This window comes from Pseudomonas sp. SJZ131 (assembly GCF_007828705.1).
GTDB classification, from domain to species: domain Bacteria; phylum Pseudomonadota; class Gammaproteobacteria; order Pseudomonadales; family Pseudomonadaceae; genus Aquipseudomonas; species Aquipseudomonas prosekii.
The window spans coordinates 1,355,834-1,379,508 of sequence record NZ_VIVC01000001.1; the positions used below are offsets into that span (position 1 = coordinate 1,355,834).

22 protein-coding genes are annotated in these 23,675 nt (G+C 60.2%); 14 read left to right on the top strand and 8 right to left on the bottom strand.

Going from position 1 to position 23,675, the window contains the following annotated elements:
- Positions 1-120: 120 nt before the first annotated feature.
- Entirely contained in the window at positions 121-351 is a 231-nt protein-coding gene (locus FBY12_RS05860) for a hypothetical protein (RefSeq protein WP_092280552.1), read from the top strand.
- A gap of 127 nt (positions 352-478) precedes the next feature.
- Entirely contained in the window at positions 479-715 is a 237-nt protein-coding gene (locus tag FBY12_RS05865; protein ID WP_121733071.1) for a DUF2789 domain-containing protein, read from the top strand.
- A gap of 194 nt (positions 716-909) precedes the next feature.
- Here the strand turns inward: FBY12_RS05865 and FBY12_RS05870 are convergent, their stop codons facing one another.
- Both FBY12_RS05870 and FBY12_RS05875 read right to left on the bottom strand, forming a co-directional pair.
- A complete protein-coding gene (locus FBY12_RS05870; RefSeq protein ID WP_145251925.1) occupies positions 910-2,514 on the bottom strand; it encodes a methyl-accepting chemotaxis protein in 1,605 nt (534 codons plus the stop codon).
- A 196-nt stretch (positions 2,515-2,710) separates the two neighbouring features.
- Entirely contained in the window at positions 2,711-3,115 is a 405-nt protein-coding gene (locus FBY12_RS05875) for a TraR/DksA family transcriptional regulator (RefSeq protein WP_010459637.1), read from the bottom strand.
- 389 nt (positions 3,116-3,504) lie between these two features.
- On the opposite strand from FBY12_RS05875, the gene FBY12_RS05880 reads away from it, so the two are divergent.
- Positions 3,505-4,608, top strand: a complete 1,104-nt coding sequence (locus FBY12_RS05880) for a DNA alkylation repair protein (RefSeq protein ID WP_145251927.1) — start codon at positions 3,505-3,507, stop codon at positions 4,606-4,608.
- Between the two features lie 237 nt (positions 4,609-4,845).
- Here FBY12_RS05880 and FBY12_RS05885 read toward each other — a convergent pair whose 3' ends face one another.
- Positions 4,846-5,742, bottom strand: coding sequence for a LysR family transcriptional regulator (locus tag FBY12_RS05885; protein ID WP_121733068.1), 897 nt, complete (start codon positions 5,740-5,742; stop codon positions 4,846-4,848).
- Positions 5,743-5,875: 133 nt separating this feature from the next.
- Between FBY12_RS05885 and FBY12_RS05890 the strand changes: the two genes are divergently transcribed.
- The 3 genes from FBY12_RS05890 to lldD all read left to right on the top strand — a co-directional run bounded on the left by FBY12_RS05890 (position 5,876) and on the right by lldD (position 10,825).
- A complete protein-coding gene (locus FBY12_RS05890) occupies positions 5,876-7,528 on the top strand; it encodes a GMC family oxidoreductase (protein WP_145251929.1) in 1,653 nt (550 codons plus the stop codon).
- Positions 7,529-7,677: 149 nt separating this feature from the next.
- Entirely contained in the window at positions 7,678-9,300 is a 1,623-nt protein-coding gene (locus FBY12_RS05895) for an MFS transporter (protein WP_145251931.1), read from the top strand.
- 376 nt (positions 9,301-9,676) lie between these two features.
- Positions 9,677-10,825 carry an FMN-dependent L-lactate dehydrogenase LldD gene (gene lldD, locus FBY12_RS05900; RefSeq protein ID WP_145251933.1) on the top strand — a complete coding sequence of 383 codons (1,149 nt, stop codon included), beginning with the start codon at positions 9,677-9,679 and terminating at the stop codon, positions 10,823-10,825.
- 138 nt (positions 10,826-10,963) lie between these two features.
- Here the strand turns inward: lldD and FBY12_RS05905 are convergent, their stop codons facing one another.
- From FBY12_RS05905 to FBY12_RS05915, 3 genes are all read right to left on the bottom strand, one after another.
- Positions 10,964-11,947 (bottom strand): GlxA family transcriptional regulator, encoded by a 984-nt coding sequence (locus tag FBY12_RS05905; RefSeq protein ID WP_145251935.1) that lies wholly within the window; start codon positions 11,945-11,947, stop codon positions 10,964-10,966.
- A 197-nt stretch (positions 11,948-12,144) separates the two neighbouring features.
- Positions 12,145-12,513 carry a DUF427 domain-containing protein gene (locus tag FBY12_RS05910; RefSeq protein ID WP_145251937.1) on the bottom strand — a complete coding sequence of 123 codons (369 nt, stop codon included), beginning with the start codon at positions 12,511-12,513 and terminating at the stop codon, positions 12,145-12,147.
- Between the two features lie 210 nt (positions 12,514-12,723).
- Positions 12,724-13,557 carry an oxidoreductase gene (locus FBY12_RS05915; RefSeq protein ID WP_145251939.1) on the bottom strand — a complete coding sequence of 278 codons (834 nt, stop codon included), beginning with the start codon at positions 13,555-13,557 and terminating at the stop codon, positions 12,724-12,726.
- 207 nt (positions 13,558-13,764) lie between these two features.
- Between FBY12_RS05915 and FBY12_RS05920 the strand changes: the two genes are divergently transcribed.
- From FBY12_RS05920 to FBY12_RS05945, 5 genes are all read left to right on the top strand, one after another.
- Entirely contained in the window at positions 13,765-14,682 is a 918-nt protein-coding gene (locus FBY12_RS05920; RefSeq protein ID WP_145252338.1) for an AraC family transcriptional regulator, read from the top strand.
- A 230-nt stretch (positions 14,683-14,912) separates the two neighbouring features.
- On the top strand, positions 14,913-16,862 hold the full coding sequence (locus FBY12_RS05930; protein ID WP_145251943.1) for a DNA topoisomerase III: 1,950 nt from the start codon (positions 14,913-14,915) through the stop codon (positions 16,860-16,862).
- A gap of 79 nt (positions 16,863-16,941) precedes the next feature.
- Positions 16,942-17,571, top strand: a complete 630-nt coding sequence (locus tag FBY12_RS05935; RefSeq protein ID WP_109503736.1) for a glutathione S-transferase family protein — start codon at positions 16,942-16,944, stop codon at positions 17,569-17,571.
- Between the two features lie 47 nt (positions 17,572-17,618).
- A complete protein-coding gene (locus FBY12_RS05940; RefSeq protein ID WP_145252340.1) occupies positions 17,619-18,137 on the top strand; it encodes a GNAT family N-acetyltransferase in 519 nt (172 codons plus the stop codon).
- 495 nt (positions 18,138-18,632) lie between these two features.
- Positions 18,633-18,962 (top strand): hypothetical protein, encoded by a 330-nt coding sequence (locus FBY12_RS05945; protein WP_092280526.1) that lies wholly within the window; start codon positions 18,633-18,635, stop codon positions 18,960-18,962.
- Between the two features lie 162 nt (positions 18,963-19,124).
- Here FBY12_RS05945 and cynR read toward each other — a convergent pair whose 3' ends face one another.
- Positions 19,125-20,003, bottom strand: a complete 879-nt coding sequence (cynR, locus tag FBY12_RS05950) for a transcriptional regulator CynR (RefSeq protein WP_145251945.1) — start codon at positions 20,001-20,003, stop codon at positions 19,125-19,127.
- Positions 20,004-20,129: 126 nt separating this feature from the next.
- Between cynR and cynS the strand changes: the two genes are divergently transcribed.
- Positions 20,130-20,597 (top strand): cyanase, encoded by a 468-nt coding sequence (gene cynS / locus FBY12_RS05955; RefSeq protein WP_092280524.1) that lies wholly within the window; start codon positions 20,130-20,132, stop codon positions 20,595-20,597.
- A gap of 73 nt (positions 20,598-20,670) precedes the next feature.
- Complete coding sequence (locus FBY12_RS05960; RefSeq protein ID WP_145251947.1) at positions 20,671-21,330, top strand: carbonic anhydrase; 660 nt, start codon at positions 20,671-20,673, stop codon at positions 21,328-21,330.
- 22 nt (positions 21,331-21,352) lie between these two features.
- On the opposite strand, the gene FBY12_RS05965 is transcribed toward FBY12_RS05960, so the two are convergent.
- On the bottom strand, positions 21,353-22,684 hold the full coding sequence (locus FBY12_RS05965) for a PLP-dependent aminotransferase family protein (RefSeq protein ID WP_145251949.1): 1,332 nt from the start codon (positions 22,682-22,684) through the stop codon (positions 21,353-21,355).
- A 93-nt stretch (positions 22,685-22,777) separates the two neighbouring features.
- Between FBY12_RS05965 and FBY12_RS05970 the strand changes: the two genes are divergently transcribed.
- Positions 22,778-23,674, top strand: a complete 897-nt coding sequence (locus FBY12_RS05970; protein ID WP_145251951.1) for a DMT family transporter — start codon at positions 22,778-22,780, stop codon at positions 23,672-23,674.
- Position 23,675 lies beyond the last annotated feature (1 nt).

Sequence of the window (23,675 nt, forward strand, 5' to 3'; positions counted from 1 at the left end):
GCCGACGACTTAACTCAGCCGTCGGGCGGCAACAACTGCCATACTGCGCGACCCATGAAGGCCGCTCCCCTCGGCGGACGGCTTCAATACAACAGAATATTTTCAAGGGAAGGCTGCTACGTGACGGAATTTGATATCGGCGAATTTTTTATCCGGGGCGAAGCCCGAGAGATCGAAGGCGAGTTTCAGGCTGTCATCGTGATGCGCACCAAACCGCCCTTGAACACCGTGACTTACCATCAGGTCGAGAAAGATCGCTGGTTCAAAACTTCGGACGTCGCCGCGGTTGCCGCCCAGGATGCCGCCAAAGCCCTGAAGCTGGCGGTCGATGAAGGTGCGCTGAAAGCCTGATTCCCGGTTGCCGTCCATGCTCTTTGCTGCTTTCGAACATCGCGATCGAACTCCTGCAGCGCGGCTGCCTCAGATGCAATGAAGCCGCACTCAGATATCGCATTCGACGCGACCCAAGGAGATGAACATGGACTCACCTACACACGACTTGCAAGGCTTGTTCGACCAGCTCGGTCTGCCCTCCGACGAGCAATCCATCGACCGATTCATTGCTGATCACAGATTGCCCGACGATGTAAAACTGATCGAAGCCGACTTCTGGAACGAGCGCCAAGCTGCATTCCTGAAAGAAGAACTGCGCATCGACGCCGATTGGGCACGGGTAGTGGACGAATTGAACCTGCGCCTGCATCAAAATCACTAATCTCGACCCTCACCCCCCCCTGTAGCAGCTGGCGAAGCCTGCGTTCGGCTGCGAAGCAGTCGTAAACCCTGAGCGCGAGGTGTTCCTGATACACCGCGTTGGCTGATTTCACGACTGCTGCGCAGTCGAACGCAGGCTGCGCCAGCTGCTACAAGGGTCAGGAACTTCGTGACTTCGCACTACAAACCGCGCCACTAGCGCGGTTTTTCTGGTTTATAGCCCAAGCGCAACCCACCCCAATGCCTGCCCTTGAGCATGATCGGCACTGACAAATCGTGCATCAGCTCACCGGTATCGCGCGTGTACGTCTGCAACAACACCGGTTGCTGATGGCTGCCACAACGAATCCCGGTGCGGTCGGCAAACTTGCGTTTGGTGCGGTTCTGCACGGTATCGACCTGCGGATCGCCCGTCAGCGGCTGGCTGAATGCGGCGTTATGCGTCGGCACGTAACCTTGCTGCGTGCAGGCAATCGCAAACACCAGACCTTCATGGCGCGGCAACAACGGTTCCTGAATCGCCGGTAGCACCTGATCGGTGTAACGGTCGAAACGCGTCTGGAACTTCGCCGGACTGGTGTTCGCAATAGCCTGGTAATTGCGATCAAACAAGTCCTCCAGGCTCACGCGACCCTGATCGATATCCGCCTCAAAACGCGCGGCAATCTGACTCGCGCCTTCGCGGGCGAGGTCGTAAATGCGTTGGTGATAATCGTCCAGACCGACTTCGGCGAGGCGCTCGCTGATGGTTTCGGCCTGACCTTCCATTTGCACGGCGGCCTCGGCCAGGCGTCGGGTTTGCTCGTCACAGATCGCCAAATCGCTGCGCATCTGCTCGATGGCGTGGAACAGACTGTCCAGTTGTTCACGATTGGTTTCGGCGCCACGGGCGATTTCGCCGACCTGCTGTTCAACACCGGCGGCCAGGCGCGCGATGTTATCCAGATGCTGGCCAGTGTGCTCGACCTGCTGCACACCGACGTCGAGATCGCCGGAGAGTTGGCGGATCTGCTCGACCACTTGCGCCGTGCGTTGCTGGATGTCAGCGACCATTTCCCCGACTTCACCCGTCGCCGTCGCCGTGCGCGCGGCCAAACCGCGCACCTCATCGGCGACCACCGCAAAACCTCGACCGTGCTCGCCGGCCCGCGCCGCTTCGATGGCGGCGTTGAGTGCGAGCAGATTGGTCTGGCTGGCGATGGACTGAATCACCAGCGTGACGCGCTGAATATCGTCGCTGCGCAGGCTCAAGGCTTCGATCAGTTCGCGGCTGGCGCTCGCGCGGTCGCTGAGCTGATGCATGCGCGATATCGATTCGATCAACTCGGTGCGCCCGGCGGCGCTGCTTTGATGGGCTTCGCTGGCAGCGCTCAACGCTTCGCGGCTGAGCGTCGAAGTCGCCTGTTCGGTGGCAATCATCACTTCGGCGTTGCTGACGATGCGCTTGGCGGCGTCGAGCTGCGACTGCACTTTCTCCGCCAGTTGCTTGACCGAGAACGCCACGCCCGCGGCGGACAAGGCGTTGTGGCTGGTGGTGTAGGAAAGATCGCGGGTAAGTTCGGCGATCGCGCTGCTGTTGTCGACCGGCGTTGAATCGACAGTCGCGCGGCTGCGCAGGCGCGGCAACCAGATAATCAGCACCGCCACCGGCAGGCCGACGTAAAGCGATGCACCGCCCAGACTCATGCCGCAGAGCAACAGCACCAGGGCGATGCTTTGCAATGTCGGCGTCAGCCAGCGGTTTGGTGCTGCAAGCGCTGGTGCAGGCAATCGCCCAACCAGAGATCCGTCTCTCGTCATCTTCGTCACCCCATGCGTCTTCTATTTGTTGTGACTGCATTAAACGCCACTAATGGGCCATTATCTATGGTCCGTTGGTCGCGGGTGTTGCAGTGGGTCAATAGAAAACGCAGACGGCAAAAAACATCGCGGGCAAGCCTTGCTCCTACGGTTGTGTGTAGGAAAAAGGCTTGCCCGCGATGTGGGCGCTACCGAATCAGGCCTGACGCTGGTGCTTGTCGATCTGTTCGTGACGCTCTTGAGCTTCGATGCAGTACTTGGTGGTCGGGCTGATCAGCAGGCGTTTCAGGCCAATGGCCTCGCCACTGTCGTCGCACCAGCCGAAGCTGTCTTCTTTGATGCGTTCCAGAGCCTGTTCCAACTGAGGCAGCATGCGCTGATCGCGATCGATTGCGTTGACCAGCCAAGTGCGCTCTTCTTCAACGGAAGCAGCGTCGGCCGGGTCAGCCGGAGTATCCAGGCTTTCGATGGCGATGCGGTTCTGCTCGATGCGCTCGTGGGTTTCGACTTTCATGTTCTGCAACAGCTCGTAGAAAAAAGCATGTTGCTCGGCATTCATGTAGTCATCCGCCGGCATGGCCAGCAACTTGTCCTTTGTCATTGATATCTCTATAAAAAAACGTGCATTAAGGCGAATTAGGGAGCGTTCCGGCGAACGTTGGTCGTCCGCCGCAAAGGCGCCATTTATTCCAAGCGCCACCCGGCACTCAATTTACGAGGGGCGGCAGTCTAAGGCCGACTTGAGGCCTCAGCAACTGAAAAGACAGCGAATTTGTCCGACAACAGCCGCAAAGTGCACCATGGCAGCCGTTGTGGTGGTTATCGGAGTGCGTTTATAGCAAGAAATTCAGTCCAGCGGCTTTATATAGAAGACAAACGGCGGCGGCACGCGGTATCCAGGCATTGCGCGATGCGTGTTGCTGGCGGAAAAGCTTGAGGCCTTCACCGCTACCCCGATAACCTGAGCCGCCCTTCTCCACGGATACGCCCATGACTGCCGCCGAACAACCCGCCCCGGCATTGAAGGAGATTTTCAACGCCGAGCGCCTGAAGCACATCGCCACCGAAATGACCGCGGTCTACCCGGCATTCGACGCCAAGGCTTTCCTGAAAATGGCCAACGATGGCCTCGCCGAATTGTCGATCATGCAGCGCATGGCGCGGGTCAGCGAGTGCCTGCACGCGGTGTTGCCGCTGAGTTATGAAGAATCGCTCGAAGTGTTGCGCGCCCTCGCGCCTCGGCTGAACAGCGGTTTCGTGAGTATTTCGCTGCCGCATTATGTGGCGATGTATGGCGCGCATTCGTTTGAGCAGTCGATGGAGGCGCTGAAGTATTTCACGACGTTCGGCTCGTCCGAGTTCGCGATCCGGCATTTCCTGCGCAGCGACCTTGAGCGTTCATTGGCGCTGATGCTGGAGTGGTCGCGCGATGAAAACGAGCATGTCCGGCGCCTGGCCAGTGAAGGCAGTCGGCCGCGTCTGCCGTGGTCGTTTCGGCTGGAGCCGATTCAGGCTGACCCGACGCTGGCGGCGGCAATTCTCGACAACCTCAAGGCTGATGAAAGCCTGTATGTGCGCAAGTCCGTGGCCAATCACCTCAACGACATCACCAAGGATCACCCGGAATGGGTGCTGGATTTGATCGAAGGCTGGTCGCTGGAAAACCGGCACACGGCGTGGATCGCCAAACATGCGCTGCGCAGTTTGATCAAACAGGGCAATCAGCGCGCATTGGCAGTGATCGGCGCGGGCGGCAAGCCTGAGGTTGAGATTGTCGGGGTGAAGGTTGAGCCGGCAGTGATTCGGCTGGGGCAGAAAATCAGCCTGTCGTTTACGCTGAAATCCACAGTCCCGGACAGTCAGCGATTGGTGATCGACTATGCAATCGATTACGTCAAAGCCAACGGCAGCACTTCCGCGAAGGTGTTCAAGCTCAAAGCGCTGACCTTGCCGGGCCACTCCAGCGAGTTCGTCAGCCGCAGCCAGCAGATCAAGGAACTCACTACGCGCCGGCATTACGCGGGCCAGCACGCGGTGCACATCATGGTGAATGGCGAGCGGCTGGCAAGCAGCGCATTCGAAATCCTCCCCTAGCCGCCCACCGTAGGAGCAAAGCTTGCTCGCGAATAACGATGACGCGGTGTATCAGACCGGACGCCATCGCGAGCAAGCTTTGCTCCCACAGAGAGATTGCGTCGTTCGCGATTTTCCGGGCCACACACAATAAATGTAGGAGTGAGCCTGCTCGCGAAGGCGATGGCATTGCTTGCACATATGTCGCCTGAGAGAGCGCTTTCGCGAGCAGGCTCACTCCTACAGGGGATTTGTGTTTCATCCGGGACCGCTGCCCAACAACAACCCCTGCTCGCGCTCGCACAATTCCACCACGTAATCCCACAACACGCGCAACCTCACCGATTTATGCAGTTCGCGCCGCGTGCTGATCCAGTAACTGCGCTGGATGCTCTCGTCCGGCAGCAGGGCCACCAACTGCGGATCCGCACTCGCCATGTAACAAGGCAACACCGCAATGCCCAGCCCCGAGCGCGCAGCCTGGTGCTGGGCGATCACGCTGGTGCTGTGGAACACCACTTGCGGGTTGCGGCAGAAGCTGTTGAGGAACATCAGTTCCTGGCTGAACAACAAATCGTCGACGTAGCCGATCCAGGCGTGGCGGCCGAGGTCTTCGCGGCTGAGCAGCGGCGGTGCCTGGTCGAGGTAGGCTCGGCTGGCGTAGAGCGCCAGTCGGTAATCCGTGAGTTTGCGCGTGACGAGCATGTCGGCGGCCGGGCGTTCGAGGTGGATGCTGATTTCCGCTTCGCGGTTGAGGATGCTCACGAAGCGCGGCACGGCGACCAGTTCCACTTCGAGGCCGGGATAACGCTCGAACAACCCGTTCATGCGGCTGGCGAGAAACATGATGCCCAGCCCCTCGGTGACGCCAACGCGGATTTTGCCCAGCGGCGCGGTGGACTGGGTGATTTCCTCTTGCGCCAGCAGCGCGACATTTTCCATTGCTTCGGCATGCTTGAGCAGCGCCTCCCCGGCCGGCGTCAGTTGATAACCCTGCGCATGCTGGACGAACAGCGCCGTGCCGAGGCTCTTCTCAATCGCCTCGATGTGCCGAGCCACTGTGGCGTGCGTGGTGTTCAAACGGCGGGCGGCTGTGAGCAATCGACCGCTGCGCTGTAATTCGAGAAAAAACCGCAGGTCATTCCAATCGAACATCCGACTTCCTCAGGGACAAACGTAAAAGCGATGCTGTCTGAAAACGCACAGCGGCTGCGCAAAAACTAACATTCTTTATACGAAAGCTAACAACTAGGATGAACCCAATAACAAAAACAATCAGAGGTCACGGATGCAGACTTCCCAGGACGAATACGATTACATCGTGGTCGGCGCCGGGCCCGCCGGATGTTTGCTGGCCAATCGATTGTCGGCCAACTCGCAACATCGGGTGCTGCTGCTCGAAGCTGGCGGTCGCGATAACTACCCGTGGATTCATATTCCCGTCGGTTATCTGTTCTGCATCGGCAACCCGCGCACCGATTGGTGCTTCAAGACCGAAGCGCAACCGGGTCTGCAAGGTCGGGCGTTGAGTTATCCGCGCGGCAAAGTGCTCGGCGGCTGTTCTTCGATCAACGGCATGATCTACATGCGCGGCCAGGCCGGCGACTACGATGGCTGGGCCGCCGAGGGCAATCCGGGCTGGGCCTGGCAGGACGTGCTGCCGCTGTTCAAACAGAGCGAAAACCATTTTGCCGGCGATTCCCAATTCCATGGCGCTGCCGGCGAATGGCGGATTGAACGCCAGCGGCTGTCATGGCCCGTGCTGGATGCGTTTCGCAGCGCTGCCGAGCAAAGCGGCATTGCCAGCATTGATGATTTCAACCAGGGCGATAACGAAGGATGCGGTTACTTCCAGGTCAACCAGAAATCCGGGATTCGCTGGAACGCCGCCAAGGCCTTTCTCAAACCAATCCGCCATCGCACCAACCTGACCGTTTTGACCGAAGTGGAAGTCGACCGCGTGCTGCTGGAAAACGGCCGCGCCGCTGCGGTGAGCGCACGCTGGCAAGGTCAGGCGAAAACCTTCAAGGCGCGCAAGGAGATCGTTCTATGCGCCGGTTCGGTGGGTTCGCCAAGCATTTTGCAGCGCTCCGGGATCGGCCCGCGTGCGCTGCTGCAACGCCTCGGCATCGGTGTTGCGCATGAGCTGCCGGGGGTTGGCGGCAACTTGCAGGATCACCTGCAACTGCGGCTGATCTACAAACTGGAAAACGCGCGCACGCTGAATCAGATCGCCGGCACCTTGCTGGGCAAGATGGGCATGGGTTTGCGTTATCTGTATGACCGCAGCGGGCCGCTGTCGATGGCGCCGAGTCAGTTGGGTGCGTTTGCCCGCTCGGGCCCGGAGCAGACCTCGGCAAATCTTGAATACCATGTGCAGCCACTGTCGCTGGAGCGTTTTGGCGAACCGCTGCACGCGTTCCCGGCGTTCACCGCGTCGGTGTGTGATCTGCGTCCGCAGAGCCGCGGCCGCATCGAGATTCGCAGCGCCGATCCGCAGGATGCGCCGGTTATCCAACCCAACTATTTGAGCCATCCCGAGGATTTGCGCGTGGCGGCGGACGCTATTCGCCTGACCCGGCGCATTGTCGCGGCGCCCGCCCTCGCCGCGTTCAAACCGGTCGAATATCTACCCGGCGAGAGTTTGCAGAGTGAAGAGCAATTGCATGAAGCAGCGGCGCGAATTGGCACAACGATTTTTCACCCGGTGGGCACCTGCCGGATGGGCAATGATGTTGCTGCGGTGGTGGACGCGCAGTTGAAAGTCCACGGGGTTCCCGGTTTGCGCATCGCCGATGCGTCGATCATGCCGCGAATCACCTCGGGCAACACATGTTCGCCTACGCTGATGATTGCCGAGAAGGCTGCGCAGATGATGCTCAACCCCGCTACACGCAGTTCAAACCCTGTAGGAGCGAGGCTTGCCCGCGAAGAAGGATAACGCGGGGTGCCAGGTCTGACGCCTTCGCGAGCAAGCTTTGCTCCTACAGGGCACGAATACACCGCGCTTTATGGATAAACGCGGCACTGGCCCACAAGGTCGGCGCCGACAGTGGAACAACAAAAACAATCACTGTGAGGGATACCGATATGTCAGAGCACGTTCAACCCCTGGAAGCCACGCGCAGCGCGGGCACCAGCAGCGACACCCGCAAAGTCATCTTCGCTTCGTCCCTGGGGACGGTGTTCGAGTGGTACGACTTTTTCCTCTATGGCGCCCTCGCGGTGGTGATCAGCAAGCAGTTTTTTGCCGGGGTCAACGACACCACGGCGTTCATTTTTGCGCTGATGGCGTTTGCCGCCGGTTTCATCGTGCGGCCGTTCGGCGCGTTGGTGTTCGGCCGTTTGGGCGACATGATCGGGCGTAAATACACCTTTCTCGCGACCATTATTCTCATGGGCCTGGCGACATTTTGCGTAGGCCTGCTACCGACTTACGCGACCATCGGCATCGCCGCGCCGATCATTCTGATCATCCTGCGCATGCTTCAGGGCTTGGCGCTCGGCGGCGAATATGGTGGCGCCGCCACCTACGTCGCGGAACATGCGCCGATGGGCAAACGCGGTTTCCACACCAGTTGGATTCAGTCCACTGCGACCCTCGGTTTGCTGCTGTCGCTGTTGGTAGTGCTCGGTTGCCGTTACTTTACCGGCGACCAGTTTGAAGTCTGGGGCTGGCGCATTCCGTTCCTCTTTTCCATCGTGCTGCTGGGCATTTCCACCTGGATCCGCCTGAGCCTGCACGAGTCGCCGGCCTTCGTGAAAATGAAGGAGGAAGGCAAGCTGTGCAAACAGCCGCTGCGCGATTCGTTCGGCAAGTGGGAAAACCTCAAAGTGGTGCTGATTGCGCTGTTCAGCATCAACGCCGGGCAAGCGGTGACCTTCTACGCGGCGCAGTTTTACGTGTTGTTTTTCCTCACGCAATTCCTGCGGATGGACCCGGCGCTGGCCAACAGTCTGCTGATTGTCAGCGTGATTATCGGCGCGCCGTTTTTTATCTTTTTCGGCTGGCTGTCGGACAAGGTCGGGCGCAAACCGGTGCTGATGATCGGCCTGCTGCTGGCGACCGCGCTGTACTTCCCGATTTTCAAAACCCTGGCGCATTACGCCAACCCGGCGATCGATCAGGCCAGCCAGCAGGCACCGATCACCGTTATTGCCGACCCGGCGACGTGCACCTTCCAGTTCGACCCGGTGGGCAAGGCAAAATTTGATAGCCCGTGCGACAAGGTCAAGACTTTCCTGGTCAAGCAAGGCCTGCCTTATACCAGCGCCGCCGCACCGGCCGGTGCCGGAGTGCAGGTCAGCGTCGGCGACGTGAAAATTGACGGTTACGACGAAGCGGCGATGCGCGGCGCGGTGACGCTGGCGGGTTATCCGTCGCAGGCTGATACGCAGCAAATCAACAAACCGATGATCGTCGCGCTGATTGTGGCGCTGATCATCATTTCCGCCATGTGCTACGGCCCGCTGGCGGCGCTGATGGTCGAACTGTTCCCGACGCGCATCCGCTACACCTCGATGTCGCTGCCCTACCACATCGGCAATGGCTGGTTCGGTGGTTTCCTGCCAACCGTGTCGTTTGCGTTGGTGGTGTACACCGGCGACATCTTTTATGGCTTGTGGTACCCGGTGGTGATTACCGGTGTCAGCCTGGTGGTGGGCATGATCTGTTTGCGCGAAACAAAGAACGTCGACCTCGACAAAAACTGATCCAAGGATCCCCCCTGTAGCAGCTCGTTCACCCTGTAGCAGCTGCCGAGGCACGAGGCTGCGTTCGGCTGCGAAGCAGTCGTGAAATCAGGCACTGCGGTGTTTCAGAAACACCGCGTGCTCAGGTCCTGCGACTGCTGCGCAGCCGAACGCCGCCTCGTGCCTCGGCAGCTGCTACAAAAGCTCGCGACAGGTTAGATTCGATGCACATTCAGTGAAATCAGGCACTGCGGTGTTTCAGAAACACCGCATGCTCAGGTCCTGCGACTGCTGCGCAGCCGAACGCAGCCTCGTGCCTCGGCAGCTGCTACAAAGGTTCGTGACAGGTTAAGCTCGGTGGACATTTCAGCCCCGCCAATCAAACGACCGAGGCCCCATGATCATTTCCTCCGCATCCGACTATCGCGAGGCCGCACGGCGCAAACTTCCGCGATTCCTCTTTGATTACATTGATGGCGGTGCGTACGCCGAGCACACGCTGCGCGCCAACAGCGCCGACCTGACCAGCATCAGCCTGCGTCAACGGATTCTGAAAAACGTTGAAACCCTGAGCCTGGAAACCACCCTCTTCAACCAGCCACTGGCCATGCCGATCATCCTCGCGCCGGTCGGCCTCACGGGCATGTTCGCCCGCCGAGGTGAAGTGCAAGCGGTGCGCGCGGCGCAGAACAAAGGCATTCCGCTGTGCCTGTCGACAGTGTCGGTGTGTTCCATCGAGGAAGTCACCGCGCAGAGCCAACAGGCCATCTGGTTTCAGCTGTACGTATTGAAAGACCGCGGCTTCATGCGCAATGCCCTGGAGCGGGCCAAGGCTGCCGGGGTGAAAAACCTCGTGTTCACCGTCGACATGCCCACCCCCGGCGCGCGTTATCGCGACGCGCATTCAGGCATGTCGGGGCCGTTCGCGTCGTCACGACGCATGCTCCAAGCCATGACCAAACCGGACTGGGCGTTCAACGTCGGCCTGATGGGCCGGCCGCACGACTTGGGCAATATCTCCGCGTACCTCGGCAAAGCCGTGACGCTGGAAGACTACATGGGCTGGCTGGCGAACAACTTCGACCCGTCGATCAGTTGGAGCGATCTGGAGTGGATTCGCGACTTCTGGCAAGGCCCGATGATCATCAAGGGCATTCTCGATCCGCAGGACGCCAAGGACGCCGTGACCTTCGGCGCCGACGGCATTGTTGTGTCAAACCACGGCGGCCGGCAATTGGACGGCGTGTTGTCGACGACCAAGGCGTTGCCGCCAATCATGCAGGCGATTGGCGATGATTTGACCGTGCTGGTGGATTCCGGAATTCGCTCGGGGCTGGACGTCGTGCGGATGCTGGCGCTGGGCGCGAAAGGCGTGTTGCTCGGGCGTTCGATGGCCTACGCACTGGCGGCGGACGGCCAGCGCGGGGTGGAAAACATGCTGGATATTTTCGCCAGGGAAATGCGCGTGGCGATGACATTGACCGGGGTGACCTCGATTGCCGAAATCAACGAATCCACACTGGTAAGCGCTGCCCCGATTCCCTAAGTCAAACAGATTCCCTTGTGGCGAGGGGGCTCGCCCCCGTTGGGCTGCGCAGCGGCCCCGCTTTTATGCGACCGCTGAAAAATCCAACGGGGGCAAGCCCCCTCGCCACAAGTCACTCGGCGCTTGAAGGATTTTCGCTCACTTGACCAATCGCTTTTCCTTCGAAGGCCGATACCCAAAATACGAGCTGTAGCATTTGCTGAAATGGCTCGGCGAAACAAACCCGCACGCCACCAGCACATCCACCTGTGACAACTCGGTGTGCTGCAACAAGCGCCGCGCTTCAGTGATGCGCAATTCCAGGTAATAGCGCTGCGGTGTGGTGCCCAATTGCTCTTTGAACAGCCGCTCGAGTTGCCGCCGCGAACGCCCGGCATACACCGCCAGCTGCTCCAGCTCCAGTGGTTCTTCGAGGTTGGCGTCCATCAACTTGACCACCTCACGCAGCGGCGCGCTCAAGCAGATGTTTTCCGTCGGTTTGATCCGCCGATATCGCGACTCCTCGAACGCCAGAATGTCCTCGATGCCCTCGACCAACGCCTTGTCGTGCAAACCCTTGATCCAGTCCAGCGCCATGTGAAACGCCCCTGACGGACTCGACGCCGTGAGCCGGTCGCGATCAATCACATAAGGCTCGCTGCTGACCTGTGTAACCTTGCAGAACTCAGCCAGCGCCGGGCGATGTTCCGGGTGAATTGCGCAGCGATAACCGTCCAGCAACCCGGCACGCCCGAGAAACCACGCGCCATTCCACAAACCGGCCAGGCTGACACCCAGTTCGGCGGCGGTTCTGAGCACATGAATGAAGTCTTCCGACGCTTTTAGCTCGGTCCGGTAACCGCCACAAATCACCAGCAAGTCCAGGGTCTTGATCACCGCACAATCAAGGCGCGCGTCCGGGCGAATCACCAGCCCGAGGTCGCTGACCACTTCGCCGTCCTGCAAGCCGAATGTCTGCGAGGCGAACGATTCGGCGCGCAGCAGATTGGCGGTGACAATCGTGTCCAGCGCCTGGGTAAACGCCGGCAGGGAAAAATGCTCCAGCAGCAGAAAACCGGCGCGAACGGTTCGGCTCGCCGCGCCAGGTTGCTCATTCAGGTAGCGAAGGTTTTTACCTTTCATGCCTCCGCTGAATTGCCGTCGTTCGATCAATGCTCGCCCACTCGGTTGCGTTAACGAGCACGTAGTTTGCGGGGTTTGCGCGGTGTTCTGCCAGCGGCGAATCAAAGTGTTTTTTCGCTGGAGCGGAGCACGGCTGAAACCCTGTTCACAAAAGGCCTCAACCGGCTTGCTGGAAATGCTCAACGCCGGGAAGGCATTCAATCGACGTTGTCGAGAATCTCGAATTTCACTTCGTCGGGGTAGAACGCCATGTAGCCTCGAATCTGCTCGACCGAGACTTTCGGGTCTTCGTAGCTCCACACCGCGTTGGCGCCTTCGTGCCCCGGGATCTGCAGGCTGAAATAGCTGGCGTCGCCCTTGTACGGGCAATAACTGCTGTGGTCGGTGCGCGCGTAATACTTTTCGTCGATGTCTTCGCGCGGGATGTAATACACCGGCGGATAGTTGGCCTCCAGCAACACCAGCGCCCGGGCGGACGCGGCCACTTGAATACCGTGGAATTTCACCAACAGGCAGCCAGGCTGCTCGGCGATGGTGATGACGGGGCTGGGACCGGTGCTTTTCATGGACGACGTTCCTCCTGACGCTGATAAACCTGTGGGAGCAAGGCTTGCCCGCGAGGGCGGCGCGCCGGGCACACCGCGTTTTGCTTGATCGCGAGCAAGCTTTGCTCCTACAGGAAGGTAGGCGAAGCGGCCCCAAAACCTGAGACCACGATCTGTCAGGTATAACCCAACTTTCGCCTCGACGACGGCTGCGCAGCCGAACGGAGCGCCTCAACCATCGGTGGAACGCGTCACTGCCTCCCACGCGTCAATCTCCTGCGCCATGCTCGCCAACCGCTCACGCACCAGTTTCAACGCGTCGCTGCCCAGCAGCAGATGCGCTGGTGGTGCGTCGCTGGCAATCAAGCTCAGCATGGCGCGCGCGGCTTTGCGTGGATCGCCCAATTGCTGACCACTTTTGGCCTGACGCGCAGCTCTGATCGGATCGAAACTGGCGTCATAGTCGGCAATGCTGCGCTCGGAGCGACGCATCGAGCGCCCCGCCCAATCGGTGCGAAAAGAGCCCGGCGCGACCGCCGTGACGGCGATACCAAACGGTTTGAGTTCCTTGCTCAGCGTGTCGGAAATACCTTCAAGGGCGAATTTGCTGCCGCAGTAGTAAGCGATGCCGGGCATCGTGATAAAACCGCCCATGGAAGTGATGTTGATGATGTGCCCGGCGCGGCGCTGGCGGAAGAACGGCACGAAGGCTTTGGTCACCGCGACGGCGCCGAAGACGTTGACATCAAACTGCTGGCGCATTTCCTCCAGCGCCGACTCTTCGAACACGCCCTCATGCCCGTAACCGGCGTTGTTCACCAGCACATCCACCGGACCGAGGCTGTTTTCGACCTCGGCAACCACCGCGTCGATCGCGCTGAAATCGGTGACATCCAAGCAGCGAGCAAATGCCTGTCCGCCGGGGTGTTGTTCGAACTCGGCCCGCGCCGTTTCGCTGCGCACGGTGCCGATCACCCGGTGACCGGCGGCCAGTGCTTCGTTGGCCAGCGCGCGGCCAAAACCGCTGCTGACACCGGTGATAAACAAGGTTTTAGGGACAGTCATGATCAAGTTCCGCCGTGGTTTGTGGAGTTGTCGACCATGGTAAGCAGGCACTGGCGGCGGTTGAACGCCGATTGTTGTGAGTGTTTTGCCTAATCCTATGAGGTGATTGATTTCCCGCGCGAGGGGGTCCACATTCAGCCCAGCGTTATCGAACAGGACCGACAGGTGAGCGCACCAGCGATTGCTCAAAACGATGAACAGCAGCAGATGGTCGCGCTGCTGGCGAAACTCGCGCCGGATGAGGGCTACAACCTCACGGCGCTGCCCGACGTGCGATTGCTGCGCTCCAACCGGGCGCTGCAACGCACGCCAGTGCTTTACGATCCGGGCATCGTCATCGTTTGTCAGGGCCGCAAAATTGGCTATTGGGGCGAGGCGATTTATCGCTACGACGCCCAGCATTACCTGGCGGTCGCGGTGCCCGTGCCGTTCACCATGGAAACCGACGCGAGTGCTGAAGAACCATTGCTGGCGATCTATTTACATCTGGATTTCAACCTCGCCGCCGAGCTGATGTTGCAGATCGATGACTTGCTGCAAGTCGATGACCAGCCAAGCGCCGAGCCCAAGGGTATGTACGCCTCGCCGATGGAGCCGCGTTTGCGCCAATCAGTGCTGCGTCTGCTCGAAGCCCTCGACTCGCCACTGGACGGCCGTTTGCTGGGGCCGGCGCTGGTGCGCGAGATCTATTACCGGATTCTCACTGGCGCGCAGGGTGGCTCGATGCGCGCCGCCCTCGCCGCTCGCGGGCAGTTCGGGCGCATCTCCCGGGCATTGCGCACAATCCATGGCAGCCTCGGTGAACGGCTCGACGTCGAACAGCTGGCTGCGCAAGCCAACATGAGCGTGCCGACCTTTCACGCGCATTTCAAAGCGGTGACGCACACCTCGCCGATGCAGTATTTGAAGTCGACCCGTTTGCATCAGGCGCGGTTGTTGATGGCGCGCAATGGCTACAGCGTGGCGCGGGCGGGCGCCCAGGTGGGTTATGAAAGTGGCTCGCAGTTCAGTCGTGAATTCAAGAGGCTGTTCGGGCGCACGCCGACCGCCGAGGTGGCACGGATGAAGGACGCGTTCGCACTGCCGCCGCCGCTGGAGGATGCGGTGTTCGTGTCCTCGCACTGACCCTGTAGGAGCGAGCCTGCTCGCGAAAGCGCAGTGTCAGTCACTTGCTCTTTTGAATTCCAAACCGCCATCGCGAGCAGGCTCACTCCCACATTGGCTCCATTGCCGGCGCAATATTTTGTTATCACTGAAATCCTTTTATCTGTATATCCATACAGATAAAGGTTGCCCCATTCACAATCCCTGCGCATTCTGTGCACTTCTTCAAACCGACTCGAACGATGGTGGTTATGCAGCTGTACCTCTGTGAAAAACCTTCCCAGGCCAAAGACATTGCAGCAGTGCTCGGCGCCAAGCGTCGCGGCGACGGTTGCTGGCTGGGAACGAACGTCACGGTGACCTGGTGCATCGGCCATCTGCTCGAAACCGCGCCGCCGGACGCCTATGACGCGCGCTACAAGCGCTGGGTGCTGGCCGACCTGCCGATCATCCCGGACAAATGGAAGATGACCGTCAAACCGCGTACCGCCAGCCAATACAAAGCAGTCAAACGCCTGCTCGGCGAAGCCACCGAACTGGTGATCGCCACCGACGCCGACCGTGAGGGCGAAATGATCGCCCGGGAACTGGTCGAGCATTGCCGCTATCGCGGGCCGATCCGCCGCTTGTGGCTGTCGGCACTCGACGACGCCTCGATCCGCAAGGCACTGGCGGCGCTCAAACCCGGCGCCGAAACCTTCAGCCTCTACCACTCGGCACTGGGTCGCTCGCGCGCCGATTGGCTGATCGGGATGAACATGAGCCGCCTGTTCACCCTGCTCGGCCGCCAATCGGGCTATCAAGGCGTGTTGCCGGTCGGTCGCGTGCAAACGCCGACATTGCGGTTGGTGGTCGATCGGGATCGCAGCATTGCCGATTTCGTCCCCGTCGCATATTGGGCGATCGACGTGCAACTGCTCCACGACGGCACGCCGTTCACCGCGCAATGGCGCGCCGCTGCAGACGTTTGCGACGATCAGGACCGCTGCCTGAATCAGTCGCTGGCGCAACAAGCGGCAGCGGCGATGAGCAACGCGAGCAGCGCCCGACTGCTGAAACTGCGCACCGAGCGCATGCGTGAAATCGCCCCGCTGCCGTTCGACCTCGGCACCTTGCAGGAAGTCTGCTCGAAGAAGCTCGGCCTGGGCGCCCAGGAAACCCTCGACATCGCACAGGCGCTCTACGAAACCCACAAAGTCATCACTTACCCACGCAGCGACTGCGGTTACCTGCCGCTGAGCCAGCACAGCGAGGCGCCGGGCATTCTTGCCGCGCTGCGTCAGGCCGATTCGAGCCTGAACGCCCTGAACGATCATTTGCAGCCACAGCGACGCTCGCGGGCCTGGAACGACGCCAAGGTCAGTGCCCACCACGGCATCATCCCCACCGCGGCGGCGAAAAACCTCGAGCGGCTGGTGGGCAAACAACGCGCGGTCTACACGTTGATTCGCGCGCGTTATCTGGCGCAGTTCCTGCCCAACCATGAATACGATCGCACCCAGGCCGACTTCAAATGTGCCGGCGAAGCGTTGCGCGCCGTGGGCAAACAAATCGTCGAGCCGGGCTGGAAACGTGCCTTGCCAGAAGCGCTTGCCCCGGCCAAGGGACGCGAGGCGCCGGCCCCTCAAACCCTGCCGGCACTCGCCGAAGGCTGCGATTACGCGGTGGACGAGGTCAGGCTCAAAGACCTCTGGACCCAACCGCCCAAGCCGTTCACCGAGGGCGACCTGATCAAGGCAATGAAGAACGTCGCCAAACTGGTGGAGGACCCGCTGCTCAAACAGAAACTCAAGGACACCACCGGCATCGGCACTGAAGCGACCCGCGCCTCGATCATTCAGGGCCTGCTCGACCGTGGTTATCTGGTGAAAAACGGCAAGGCACTGGCGGCCACCCCGGCGGCGTTCAGCCTGATCGACGCGGTGCCGCGGGCGATTGCCGACCCCGGCACCACGGCCATTTGGGAGCAGGCACTGGACATGGTGCAAAGCGGCGAAATGAGCCTCGAAGAATTCGTCACCAAACAAGCGGCGTGGATGAGCAAACAAGTCGCCCGGTGCTCCGGTCTGAGCATGACCATCACCGGCCCGGCCAGCCCGGCCGGTCGCGGTGCGGCCCCGTGGAAGAAAAAACGCAAAACTGCTCCGCGCAAAGCTGCGACCGGGACCAAACGCGCCGCCAAACCGGCAAGCAAGGCTTAAGGGCACTTCGGCCAGCGCCCAATGGTCTAGTGTTGCTCAAGCCCAGGCGCTCACCGCACTTTCAGAAAAGGCATCGACCATGATCATCGTTCATCACCTGAATAACTCCCGCTCCCAGCGCATTCTCTGGTTGCTGGAAGAATTGGCCATCCCCTACGAACTCAAGCTCTACCAGCGCGACCCGAAGACCAATCTGGCACCGCCGGAATTGAAAGCGATCAATGCCTTGGGCAAATCGCCGGTTATTGAGGACGGCGCGCAAAAGCTGATCGAGTCCGCTGCGATTATCGACTACCTGATTCGCCGCCACGGTGAAGGTCGTCTGCAACCGGATCCGTCCACCCCGGCTTACGATCAATACGTGCAATGGCTGCACTTCGCCGAAGGTTCGGCGATGCTGCCGCTGATGCTCAACCTGTACGTCGGCAAACTCGGTGAAGCCGGGGCGCCGCTGCACCCACGGATCAACTCGGAAGTGGCCAATTACCTGAGCTACCTCGACAGCGCGTTGAGCCAATCCGACTATCTGTTGGGCGACGAATTCAGCGCCGCTGACATTCAGATGAGCTTTATCGGCGAGATCGCTCGGGCTCAAGGCAAGTTGCGCGACTACCCGCACGTTGCGGCTTGGGTCGATCGCTTCCAGGCCCGCCCGGCCTACGCCGCTGCACTGAAAACCGGTGGCAAGTACGACTTCGCGCCGCACTGAGCACACATGTCCGGGCCAGCAATGGCCCGGAACATCAGGAGCCAGCCATGTCGTCAATAGAACTGCACGCCGCTCAGCGCGACGAAGTGGCAACCATTGAAAACATGATGCAGTTCTACCTGCACGATTTCAGTGAATGGCTGCCGCTGAAGCTGGGCGAACAGGGTTTGTTCAACTTCCAGATAAAACCGGGCTACTGGCGCAACCCGGCAACCCGGCCATTTCTTATCAAGGTAAACGGCGAACTCGGCGGGTTTGTTGTCGTGGATGCCGACACTCATGTCCCCGGCGCCGAGCACAACATCGGTTATTTCTTTGTCAGTCAGCGCTTTCGTGGCCAAGGTGTCGCGAAATTTGTCGTCTCTGCCCTCTTGAGCCAAATCCCCGGTCAATGGCAAATTTTCCACATCGACGCCAACCAGCCTGCACGGCGGTTCTGGGCGCGTTTGATCCCTGCTTTCACCGAGGGAAACTTCACCACGCAGCCACTGACCGTAGACGGTTATCCGTGCACGCTCTACCGCCTCGAAAGCTCGCCCCAGCAGCCTGTTGGGCGCCCTCTCTAATTCCAAAAGCACTTTGTCCGACAATATGTAGTGGCTAAAAATAATCACTACATAACCGTTGACGTCTTCGATTTGCCCTTGCATGATGCAGACGTCTCCCCGATCGGGAGTACAGGCAACATGTTTGAGCAAGCTCGTCTGACCGCCGAGCTTTTTTTTCCGGATACACACTGCCCACAAGGCAGATTGAAGAAGCTGACCTGGCCCGAACGTCCAGTACAAGGACGAGAAGCGCTGGCGAAATGTTCTCATGAAGCTTGTGGCCGACCCTTGAAACGTCGGCAGTGGCCTCCAGGTTTTCGCCGCTTCTCTTCGTTGTGACGCTTTTGCGTAGCAGTTATTCAACATGACTACATGCAGCAGACGCGGGACCCCGTCAATTTGGCGGCTGACCGCTGACGTCCTGGTTTCGGTGCCAGGGATCAACTAACCGATGGGCTACTTGTATTAGCGAATCAACTTTGAAAGATCACCAAATGGTCAAGGGGCTTAATTATGAATCTGAACAATCAACCGACTATCGATGAACTGGCGCGTATGTTCGCTGAACAAAAAGACAGCCACGACAGCCATATTCTGTGGATCAGCAAGTCCGGCCAGGTGCACATGGACTGCCTGTCGCCACACACCCACGAAGAAGAGTTCGACAAGAACAACCAGAACCTGCTGGCTCGCCTGAAGATGTACCGTCGCGGCCAAGGTTACGTCGGCAAGAAAGCCGCGGCCGACAAGGACTTCATCGGCAATGTTCTGCAAACTCTCAAACAGGCGTGGGCATCGATGCAGAACCAGAACGAAGTTCGGGTGATTGATCGGTTCTACTGATCAAGATTAAAAAAGGGCCTGCTTTCTTCATGGAGCAGGCCCTTTTTATTGCCCAAAAATCACACCTTCTCCTGTAGGAGCGAGCCTGCTCGCGATCGCGGCGGATCAGTCAGCAATGATGTTGGATATGAACACCCCATCGCGAGCAGGCTCACTCCTACATTAGTTGCGCGGTGACAAAACCATCTCCACAAACGCCAACGCTGCCGCGCTGTGATAGTTATTACGCCGCCGCAACAACGCCGCGCCCCGCTGCGGCGCTTCACCTGCCACAGCAATCTTGCGCAACGCGCGATCCTGCGTCGCAATCGGCTCCGGCAACATCGTCGCCACCGCCGTATGCCGAATCACTTCCAGCAAGGTGCTCACCGAATTCACCTCGATCACCACGTTGGGCGTGATCCCTTGCTCACGGAAATACTCGTCGGTGGCTGAGCGCGTGATGAATTCCGGCGCCAGCAGCGCGAAATCCAGTTGCGCCACTTCGCTCGGTGTCAGCGTCGTATCACTCGCATACAACGGATGATCGCGCCCGACCATCAGCGCCAACGTCTCGACAAATGCCGGAATGCACTCGATCTCGGGATTGCGCACCGGGGTAAAAGCGATGGCGATGTCCAGCGAGTCATCCGTCAACCCGGCCTCGATGTCGTCCATCGACAGTTCGAAAATCTGTAGCCGGATATTCGGGAAGCGCGCCGCATAGTCGCGCACCAGCGGCCCGACCAGATACGCCATAAAGGTCGGCGTCATCGCCAGCCGCAAGGTCCCACGGGACAGGTCCTTGACGTCGTGCAACGCACGTTTTCCCGCCTCCAGTTCCACCAACACCCGCCGAGCGCATTCGATATACGCGGTGCCAGCATCGGTGGGTTTGACCGTGCGCGAGGTGCGATCAAATAGGCTGACGCCGAGGGTGTCCTCCAATTGGCGGATCTGCTGCGACAAAGTCGGCTGCGACACATGCAGCGCTTCGGCAGCGCGGGTGAAGCCGCCGTGGTCGGCGACGGCTATCAGGTAACGCAAATGGCGGAGCAGCATCGGGGCGACTTCCATCTATAGGCTGTGCTTATGCGCGGCATTGTATATCGGTCTTGGACGCTATGGATCAATCGGCCGAAGATTGCTCCACACCCAGCGACACACTCATCCGATAGGAGTCACACCATGCAACAGTCCCACGCTTACAACGACCAGAGTCTGGCCCTGACCACTTCGATTCTCGACGCCAAGGCACGCAAAAATCTCTCGTGGCAGGACCTGGCTGACGGCACCGGCCTGAGCCTGGCCTACGTCACCGCGGCCCTGCTCGGCCAGCATCCATTGCCGGAAGCGGCAGCCAAAGTGGTCGGCGACAAACTTGAGCTGGACGCGGACAGCGTCGCTCGTCTGCAGATCATCCCGCTGCGCGGCAGCCTCGCGGGTGTGCCGACCGACCCGACCATCTACCGCTTCCACGAAATGATCCAGATCTACGGCACCACGCTCAAAGCGCTGGTTCATGAGCAATTCGGCGACGGCATCATCAGCGCGATCAACTTCAAACTCGACATGAAAAAAGTCGAAGACCCGGAGGGCGGCTCCCGCGCGGTAATTACCCTCGACGGCAAATTCCTGCCACTGCGTCCTTTCTAAGCGGCGACCGGCCCGCACATCGAGTGCGGGCCTCGACCCACCGAATGAACAAACCACTTATAAGGAAGCACCCATGAAAGCGCTCATCGACGGTTTCTTGAAGTTTCAGAAAGACGCGTTTCCACAACGCACCGACCTCTTCAAACACCTCGCCACTACCCAACACCCCGGCACCTTGTTCATCACCTGCTCCGACAGCCGCGTGGTCCCGGAACTGTTGACCCAGCAAGAGCCCGGCGAGCTGTTCGTGATTCGTAATGCCGGCAACATCGTGCCGTCCTACAGCCCGCATCCGGGCGGCGTTTCGGCCACGGTGGAATACGCGGTCGCGGTGTTGGGCGTGACCGACATTGTGATTTGCGGCCATTCCGATTGCGGCGCCATGACTGCCGTCGCCTCGTGCAAATGCATGGATCACCTGCCAGCGGTCAGCGGCTGGTTGCAACACGCGGAGTCGGCCAAGGTCATCAACGAATCGCGGCCGCACGCCGATCAAGCGGCGAAGGTCAGCTCGATGGTGCGCGAAAACGTGATCGCGCAACTGGCGAATATCCAGACTCATCCGAGCGTGCGCCTGGCGCAGGAAAAAGGTCAGTTGAATCTGCACGGCTGGGTGTACGACATCGAGACCGGTTCAATCGATGCGCTGGACGCCGCCAGCCGCGATTTCGTCTCGTTGGTCGAGCACCCGAGCACCTGCGCGGTCTACGCAAAAACTCCGCAAGTTGCCTGAGCGCCGGAACCTGAGCCCGGAATCACAGCCACGCGCCAACCACTTTTTTCACCTTCAGCAACCCGTGGCGCAGGGTGACCATATCCACCGAACCGAGCGCCAAACGAATCGCGTGCGGCACATGCACCGAGGTCGCAAATGGTTCGGCGGTCGACACCGACACCTGCTCGTGCAGCAACGCCATGACGATCTGATCCGCCCTTGCCTCCTCAGACAAGGGCAGCCAGACAAAGTACGACGAAGGATGGCGGATGATGTGCAAACCGCCCAACAGCTCATCGACCAACGCCTGCCGCGCCTGCGCATCGGCGCGTTTTTGCGCTTCGAGCAAATGCACGGTTCCGTCATCCAGCCAACCGGTGGCAATCGCTGTCATCACGCCGGGGGTGTTCCAGGTGGTTGCGCGAATCGTCCGTTCCAGCGCCGCGACTTTCGCCAGCGGCGCCGCGACAAACCCGACGCGCAACCCGGTGGCGATGCTCTTGGATAAACCGCAAACGTACACCGTGCGCTCCGGGGCCAATTCGGCCAGCGGTGGCGGCGGCGCTTCGGCGAGAAACGCATACGCCGCGTCTTCGATGATCAGCAAATCATGCTGGCGCGCAATCGCCACCAGTTGCTCGCGCTGCTCCAGCGCCATCACCCAACCCAGCGGATTGTGCAGGGTCGGCATGCTGTACACGGCACGCACCGAACGGCTGCGACAAAGTTTGTCCAGCGCGGCGAGGTCCGGCCCGCTGTCGCTGACCGGGATCGCCACCACTTCCAGATGCAGGGTTTCGGCCAATACCTTGAAACCCGGATAGGTCAACGCGTCGGCAGCGATCACGTCGCCGGGTTGCAGCAGCGCCATCATGCTCACCGCCAAACCGTGCTGGGCGCCGCTGACGATCAGTACCTGTTCGGCCTCGACGTGCAAGCCGCGCGTGTGCAGATGCCGCGCCACCGAGGCGCGATCCTGCAAGCGCCCGGCATGCGGCTGGTAACGCAAATGCGCTTCGAGGTCACCGGACAACGCCAACTGACGCAGCGCCGTGCGCAATAGCTCAGCCTGACCGGGCAGCGCCGGGTAGTTGAAATTGAGGTCGATCATGCCCGCGACCACGCTCGGTTGATGCACGCCCAAACCGTGCGGCAGCGAGGTCTCGCGGACAAACGTGCCGCGCCCGGTTTCGCCGCTGACCAGGCCCATCGCCTCCAATTCGCTGTAGACCCGACTCGCCGTGACCAGCGCCAGGCCCTCGCTGGCAGCGAGTTGGCGGTGCGTCAGCAAGCGTGTGCCGGGCAGTAATCGGCCCGCGCGAATGTCCGCCGCGAAGCTATCGACCAAAGACTTGTAGCGGGAATGCGCCATCGCAAATGTATCCATGACAATTTTTTGATTGTGCTGATCTTCAGTCATAGGATGCGCTGAAAGCAACCTGCCGCAGACAAGGAGTAACGCCGAATGGAACGCACGACAAATCTCAATAGCCCGACGCTGCAACACAGCACGCGCGGCTGGATCAACGGCCTGATCGGCGTGGTAATTTTCAGCGGCTCGCTGCCGGCGACGCGCGTTGCGGTGCTGGAATTCGATCCGGTATTTCTCACCGTCGCCCGCGCGACCATCGCTGGTGTGCTCGCGCTGTGCCTGTTGTGGCTATTCAAGGAACAGCGCCCTGCCCGGCAACAAGTGATCCCATTGATCGTCGTCGCGCTGGGCGTGGTCGTCGGGTTTCCGCTGCTGACCGCGCTGGCCCTGCAATACGTGACGTCGGCGCATTCCATCGTGTTTATCGGCCTGCTGCCGCTTGCCACTGCGGTATTCGGCGTGCTGCGCGGCGGTGAGCGGCCGCAACCGGCGTTCTGGCTGTTCTCGATTCTCGGCAGTTTGCTGGTGGTCGGTTTTGCCGTGTCGCAAGGGCTGAGCGCCTCGCCGACCGGTGACCTGCTGATGCTGCTGGCGGTGGTGGTGTGTGGGCTCGGTTATGCCGAAGGCGCAAAACTCTCAAGAACTCTGGGCGGCTGGCAGGTGATTTGCTGGGCGCTGCTGCTGGCATTGCCATTCATGGCCGCACTGACCTGGCTGCGCTTGCCGGCGTCGTTTGCGCCGATCAGCCCACCGGCATGGCTGAGCCTGGCGTACGTTTCGTTGTTCAGCATGTTGATCGGTTTTGTGTTCTGGTATCGCGGATTGGCCCAGGGCGGGATTGCCGCCGTGGGCCAACTGCAATTGCTGCAACCGTTCTTCGGTCTGGCGCTCGCCGCCACTTTGCTGCATGAGCAAGTCAGCCTGGGAATGCTCGGCGTCACCGTTGCGGTGATCCTCTGCGTGGCCGGCGCGCGAAAGTTTTCTCGCTGAC

Excerpts from the sequence above, each read along its gene's own strand:
- FBY12_RS05935 (WP_109503736.1), top strand. The coding sequence starts at position 16,942 with ATGATCATCGTTCATCACCTGAATAACTCCCGCTCCCAGCGCATTCTC.
- lldD (WP_145251933.1), top strand. The coding sequence starts at position 9,677 with ATGATCATTTCCTCCGCATCCGACTATCGCGAGGCCGCACGGCGCAAA.
- FBY12_RS05970 (WP_145251951.1), top strand. The coding sequence starts at position 22,778 with ATGGAACGCACGACAAATCTCAATAGCCCGACGCTGCAACACAGCACG.
- FBY12_RS05965 (WP_145251949.1), bottom strand. The coding sequence starts at position 22,684 with ATGGCGCATTCCCGCTACAAGTCTTTGGTCGATAGCTTCGCGGCGGAC.
- FBY12_RS05890 (WP_145251929.1), top strand. The coding sequence starts at position 5,876 with ATGCAGACTTCCCAGGACGAATACGATTACATCGTGGTCGGCGCCGGG.
- FBY12_RS05960 (WP_145251947.1), top strand. The coding sequence starts at position 20,671 with ATGAAAGCGCTCATCGACGGTTTCTTGAAGTTTCAGAAAGACGCGTTT.
- FBY12_RS05915 (WP_145251939.1), bottom strand. The coding sequence starts at position 13,557 with ATGACTGTCCCTAAAACCTTGTTTATCACCGGTGTCAGCAGCGGTTTT.
- FBY12_RS05910 (WP_145251937.1), bottom strand. The coding sequence starts at position 12,513 with ATGAAAAGCACCGGTCCCAGCCCCGTCATCACCATCGCCGAGCAGCCT.
- FBY12_RS05885 (WP_121733068.1), bottom strand. The coding sequence starts at position 5,742 with ATGTTCGATTGGAATGACCTGCGGTTTTTTCTCGAATTACAGCGCAGC.
- FBY12_RS05875 (WP_010459637.1), bottom strand. The coding sequence starts at position 3,115 with ATGACAAAGGACAAGTTGCTGGCCATGCCGGCGGATGACTACATGAAT.
- FBY12_RS05880 (WP_145251927.1), top strand. The coding sequence starts at position 3,505 with ATGACTGCCGCCGAACAACCCGCCCCGGCATTGAAGGAGATTTTCAAC.
- cynR (WP_145251945.1), bottom strand. The coding sequence starts at position 20,003 with ATGCTGCTCCGCCATTTGCGTTACCTGATAGCCGTCGCCGACCACGGC.
- cynS (WP_092280524.1), top strand. The coding sequence starts at position 20,130 with ATGCAACAGTCCCACGCTTACAACGACCAGAGTCTGGCCCTGACCACT.
- FBY12_RS05870 (WP_145251925.1), bottom strand. The coding sequence starts at position 2,514 with ATGACGAGAGACGGATCTCTGGTTGGGCGATTGCCTGCACCAGCGCTT.
- FBY12_RS05920 (WP_145252338.1), top strand. The coding sequence starts at position 13,765 with ATGGTCGCGCTGCTGGCGAAACTCGCGCCGGATGAGGGCTACAACCTC.
- FBY12_RS05865 (WP_121733071.1), top strand. The coding sequence starts at position 479 with ATGGACTCACCTACACACGACTTGCAAGGCTTGTTCGACCAGCTCGGT.
- FBY12_RS05930 (WP_145251943.1), top strand. The coding sequence starts at position 14,913 with ATGCAGCTGTACCTCTGTGAAAAACCTTCCCAGGCCAAAGACATTGCA.
- FBY12_RS05905 (WP_145251935.1), bottom strand. The coding sequence starts at position 11,947 with ATGAAAGGTAAAAACCTTCGCTACCTGAATGAGCAACCTGGCGCGGCG.
- FBY12_RS05945 (WP_092280526.1), top strand. The coding sequence starts at position 18,633 with ATGAATCTGAACAATCAACCGACTATCGATGAACTGGCGCGTATGTTC.
- FBY12_RS05940 (WP_145252340.1), top strand. The coding sequence starts at position 17,619 with ATGTCGTCAATAGAACTGCACGCCGCTCAGCGCGACGAAGTGGCAACC.
- FBY12_RS05895 (WP_145251931.1), top strand. The coding sequence starts at position 7,678 with ATGTCAGAGCACGTTCAACCCCTGGAAGCCACGCGCAGCGCGGGCACC.